Annotated in this window: 5 protein-coding genes; 3 read left to right on the top strand and 2 right to left on the bottom strand. The window is 39.1% G+C overall.

Annotated elements, in window-relative coordinates; all coding sequences use genetic code 11:
* The first annotated feature begins 65 nt into the window (after positions 1-65).
* Complete coding sequence (locus QZ265_RS09820) at positions 66-1349, top strand: oxygenase MpaB family protein (RefSeq protein ID WP_296405737.1); 1284 nt, start codon at positions 66-68, stop codon at positions 1347-1349.
* 166 nt (positions 1350-1515) lie between these two features.
* Here QZ265_RS09820 and QZ265_RS09815 read toward each other — a convergent pair whose 3' ends face one another.
* Together QZ265_RS09815 and QZ265_RS09810 are read right to left on the bottom strand one after the other, a co-directional pair.
* A complete protein-coding gene (locus tag QZ265_RS09815; protein WP_296405736.1) occupies positions 1516-2661 on the bottom strand; it encodes a catalase family protein in 1146 nt (381 codons plus the stop codon).
* A 275-nt stretch (positions 2662-2936) separates the two neighbouring features.
* Complete coding sequence (locus QZ265_RS09810) at positions 2937-3209, bottom strand: hypothetical protein (RefSeq protein WP_296405734.1); 273 nt, start codon at positions 3207-3209, stop codon at positions 2937-2939.
* An 876-nt stretch (positions 3210-4085) separates the two neighbouring features.
* Here QZ265_RS09810 and QZ265_RS09805 point away from each other — a divergent pair.
* Together QZ265_RS09805 and nadS are read left to right on the top strand one after the other, a co-directional pair.
* Entirely contained in the window at positions 4086-4421 is a 336-nt protein-coding gene (locus QZ265_RS09805) for a type II toxin-antitoxin system RelE/ParE family toxin (protein ID WP_296405732.1), read from the top strand.
* Positions 4411-4692: a NadS family protein gene (nadS, locus tag QZ265_RS09800; protein WP_296405730.1), complete on the top strand. Its 282-nt coding sequence runs from the start codon at positions 4411-4413 to the stop codon at positions 4690-4692. Before QZ265_RS09805 ends, nadS begins: the two co-directional genes overlap by 11 nt.
* Positions 4693-4904 lie beyond the last annotated feature (212 nt).

Genomic DNA, 4904 nt, shown 5'->3' with positions numbered 1-4904 from the left:
ATTATGAATGTTATGGAAAGTTGGTATTATAATATATTTCTGTTCGATTACTTAGGACATATCACATGAAGTCGAAGCAACGAGTCAAACACCGACTAAACGCCAATAAAGCCTTATTAGAATCAAGTATTTATAGCTATGGCCGTACTGCTAGTCCTGCTGAAAATCAGGACTTACAAGTGCTGCAGCGTATGCGAAAGTTCATTTTACCCAAAGGTTACAAGTTAAAAAAACACATATTAGACGAAATAGCTGAAGGCTATGAACTTATAGATCCTGCGGCCGATAAACTAACGAATAAATATAAGCGCTTTGCCGATGAGTTACAAAATGCCATTTTGAATAAAGATGCTTTTAAAGCTTCAGATAAAGCCTATATGCTAGAGGATTCAGAATTCAAACAGATGGTGGGGCAGTTTTCTACGCACCCTGCATGGTTCGATGCGAAGCTTGCTGAAAAAGGAGCCATTGCCTATAGACGTTATCCATTGACGCTCGTTTGGCTTCTGCGTAATGTGGCTTTAATGGCAGGTTATAGTATTCCTGCGCTATCGCTACCCCTTATCCAAACAGGCTCGCTGGTTCATGATGCTCTAGCACGACTCTATCGAACCTATGGCTATATGATGGCGGTGTCGGAATATCCCGAAATTACCGGCGATACGACGCCATTGGCAATTGGCGGCGAAGCGTGGCGACAAACCATTCGAGTCCGTCAATTACATAGCTGGGTTCGAAAAGGCTTGATTAAAGACGGCTGGGATACTGAGTATTGGGCACAGCCAGTTAACCAGTCTGACATGATTGCCACCCATTTACAGTTCTCTTTACTTATTTCACGAGGACTAAGATGGCTAGGTGCGCGCATTAGTGAGGAGGAGGCTGAAGGTATCATGCATCTTTGGCGTCTAGCAACGTGGTGGATGGGTGTGGACTTAGAGCGTATCCCCGAAACAGAACAAGACGCTTGGGAGTGGCTTTATACTTACTTGGCAGCACAAAGGCTTGACTTTGAAGTAGGGCGACCATTAGCCAAAGCTTTACACGACCTACCTTCACAGATTATGGGTAAGCAGACGTGGCGTGGCCATGCGGTCGAGTTATTAAATGCTAGTGTGACCCGTACTATAGTAGGAGACGATGTGGGTGATGGATTGAACTTGCCAAAAGTACCTTTTCGACAAGGCATATTATTAAGTGCTCCGGTCTTATTTGGAATCGATAGTGCTCGACGTCTGCATCCAAAAATAGAAGCACGCATTGATACCTTTAGAAAAGAGCGTCAACATAATATGAACTGGTGGCTTAGAGAGAATGATCCTTACTATGCACAAAAAGAATCGAGCTAAATATCAATCAAGCTAAAGAACAATCAAGCTAAAAAACAACCAACCTAATCAAGATACATACACTGATGTATAGAGATAAGCTAATAAATAGACGGACTATTTATTAGCTTATGAGGCTTATCAAAAAATACTTATTAAGTTATTAACCGAAAAAAAGCATTAAAAATTACTTATCAAAAACTTGTTTGAGGCTACTTGGCTCATCACGTTTTAAGGCATTGCCTTTATGACGCTCTATGGATGACGCTTGATAGGCTTGCAGGCGAGACTGCTGAATACGGCCAATGGGGCGATTCTTCTCCAAGCATCGAAACGGGGTAAATGACAAATGCTCCATAGCATCAAAGTTACCGTCTTCAGGTACATCCTGACGTATTACCGTTAAGCGAGCCACTGTGACAAAAGGCGCCTCTTTTTCCTTCCACTCTTGAGTCAAGTCCTCAATCGGTTGCTTCTTAAGATTACGGCATAACTGAATTTGCACCTCCAATTCAAGGTCATGCTCGCTAATCTCTGTTATCAACGCTTTACGAATAGTTTCATCTTCACTTAGCAGATTAATGTCGGGATGATTAATTTTTGCGATGGACTCTGAAGTGAGTGTCACCCTTATTTTGCCCATATAGTCACCATGACGTACCGCACCCATTGAAAAATACTCATAGAGCCATGGGTTTTTGGGCTTAACCATGGCCAGCTTGCGAAACGCATTTAACGTCTTAAACGATTCAAATTGCGGAATCTCTTTGCCATACTGAGTTAACCAATCAAAGCCAAACTTGGCCTTGCCAGCTAATCCATTGGCCAAATAGCCATTGAACGCAAATGCTAACTTGGACAAATACGCATAATCTTTTAATTGACTGGTGAAAAACACAGGGGCATTGACCAACGCAAAATCCATTGTGGTAGCATTTGGTTCATCGGGGGTTAATTTAAGACCGTCTACATCAAATACTTTAAACGCCAGCCCAATAGCTAAGCCCAGTCGTCTATCCGGGGCAACGGTTGCAGCAGCGTTCGAAAAGCGTATCACCGCGTCATGAGTGCTTGGCTTGGCATACAACCCCTGTGCATACTCGGCAGGCAGGTTATCCAAAACTTCAAAGCGTGCCTTTAGCGCACAATAGCCTTTGGTGTGCACCGCACGACCATGATAGTCGAGTTTATTTTTGCCTTTACTGCTTTGAACTTCCTTACGTATATCGGCACTAATCACATCAATTAGAGCTGATTCTTCTGCGCTTAAAGTGGTGTATTGGTCATCAAATTTGACGTATTTTGGCTTAGGTTTAAATATTTTTTTTAGCATGGCGGGCTACCTTATAGAATGAGAATTTGGGTTGCCCGTTTATCTTAAAACGATTTTGGATGTGAGTTTGCAATGAAATGCAATTAAAGCTTAACTTTGCACCTTTTGTTTAATTGATAAGGTAATTGTGATAGTACTTACGCAAAAATTAAGATGGACGGCTATTTATTGGTAATCATTTCTATACGCAGGCTGGACGGTGGTTCTGAGGTACTATATATAACCCCCAGTCGCCTATAACAGGCTGAAATAGAAGCCATTGCAAAAGTCCTACGTTAATGATTCTTCTGCTTCCATAATTCATTGGCTTCAATCAAACTAAGCTCAGGGTATTTCTCTCTAAGCGCTTTAACCGCCTGAACGTGGTTAAGGTGGGATAAGTGTTCTTCTAAATACACAAGACGCTTATCTTTACGGGTATTAGAATCTTGAGGGTTTCTTAACTGCTCAATTCTGACTTTTAGGTTATCTATCTGCTTTTTTTGCGTATAAACTACTATGAATAAGCCAATGACTAAAAGCATATAACCTATTTGCTCTAGTGACATGAGTGCCTCTTTTAAATAAGCTATATAGTATTTACTGAAGTCTGAAGTGTCATCTATTAATGGATGCTAACATCTTAACGGATTATTTTATCTAATTTTTAAATTGCCATTAAGGAATAACTTAAATGCATCTAATATTTTTCCTTGCTGTTGCTATCTTATTATGTGCAGAAACCTATTTAAAAGATAGTAAATATCTAATTTTAATACGTGTAATTACGCTTTCAATCATGATAGGTACAATATTATTAGGGGTGTTCGGATTCTTAGAGTAATTTTTATACCGCTATAATCTATAACTTTAAATAGGAACTGATTAAAGGAAGGCAGTTATAGTATGCTTAAAATTCTCTTATATTTATTGACTCCAATCTAGTCTAAAAACATCCCAAAACTGATGGTTAAGAATTTTGCTTGCATTTCAGCTTAATTCTTTCAGCACAAACCTCTTTACTCTGGGTAAACGTTTGCATTGACGTTATTCTACAATTTTAAGCGGGGGTTAACTGCTAAATTCTGGCTTTAAGCCTTTTAACTTCTTTGTTTTGAATATAGTAGGACAAGGATAAGAACATAAATAGAATGATGTAACCCATTTTCCCAAGTGACATGGCAGCCTCCTTTGAAATAAAAACCGAAAGTTTTATGGATTAGCTATCATAAAGTAACAGATGAAAGAATGAGCCGTAGGGTACGCCTTGCGTACCTATTAACTTACTGAAAATTAGTTAGGTAGGGTGGGCGAAATTTAGTTAAACCCATGTATTAATAGCGCTTGTATTGGGTTATTACCTATGCTACACGATAAAATAAGGAAAAACTACTTTACTATACGTCATTGACGTATATAATAGAAATTAAAACCAAGGATATTAGGTGTTACATTTTATAGAGACTCCGTTATTTACCAAACAAGTCATAAAGTTGTTAGACGATGACAGTTATAAACAGCTGCAATCAGATTTAATTGAGAATCCAGAACAAGGGAGTCTAATTCAGGGTACAGGTGGTATCAGAAAGACAAGATGGGCGTTAAACCAAGGTAAGAGTGGTGGCGTGCGTATTATTTACTATTATGTAAATAGTCAGGGCATATTTTTTATGCTACTTGCTTACCCTAAAAATAAGAAAGTAAGTTTGTCGAGTCAAGAGAAGTCTAACTTATACAAGCTGATCCAACAAATCAAAGAGGTATATAACCATGACGAATGAATTTTACGATGATTTATCGCAATCATTAAGCCAAGCCCTAGATATTGCTAAAGGTGAGGTTGAACCGAGCCGACAGTTTAGCCATGATGTTCCTGATATTAAGATGGTTCGAGCCAAAACAGGCTTGAGTCAACTGCAGTTTTCTGAAAAGCTGAATATTAGCCCACGTACTTTACAAAATTGGGAGCAGGGCACGAGAAATCCAACTGGAGCAGCAGTAACATTGATGCGATTGTTAGATAAAAAGCCTGAATTGATTATGGATGCTTAGGTAGGTAGCGCGCCAACAAAGCATTTAAACCAACGATTGCTCTACAAATTATGCGTAGGTTTCGAAACTGGGTAGGGTGGTGTAAGTTTTATAAAAACTCGAAGAGGCTTTGATAAAACGTAACCCACCAATTTTATGTTTATAATAATATTGGTTTTACTTTTTTGGTGGGTTACGCTTCGCTAAGTCAGCCTACTTTTTATAATAAATAT

It is taken from the genome of Psychrobacter sp. (assembly GCF_018260395.1).
In the GTDB taxonomy this organism is placed as follows: Bacteria; Pseudomonadota; Gammaproteobacteria; order Pseudomonadales; family Moraxellaceae; genus Psychrobacter.
The sequence above is the reverse complement of the archived record's forward strand: the minus strand, read 5'-3'. Positions and strand labels throughout refer to the sequence as shown.

Coding starts and splice junctions, on each gene's coding strand:
- nadS (WP_296405730.1), top strand. CDS start 4,411: ATGACGAATGAATTTTACGATGATTTATCGCAATCATTAAGCCAAGCC.
- QZ265_RS09820 (WP_296405737.1), top strand. CDS start 66: ATGAAGTCGAAGCAACGAGTCAAACACCGACTAAACGCCAATAAAGCC.
- QZ265_RS09810 (WP_296405734.1), bottom strand. CDS start 3,209: ATGTCACTAGAGCAAATAGGTTATATGCTTTTAGTCATTGGCTTATTC.
- QZ265_RS09815 (WP_296405736.1), bottom strand. CDS start 2,661: ATGCTAAAAAAAATATTTAAACCTAAGCCAAAATACGTCAAATTTGAT.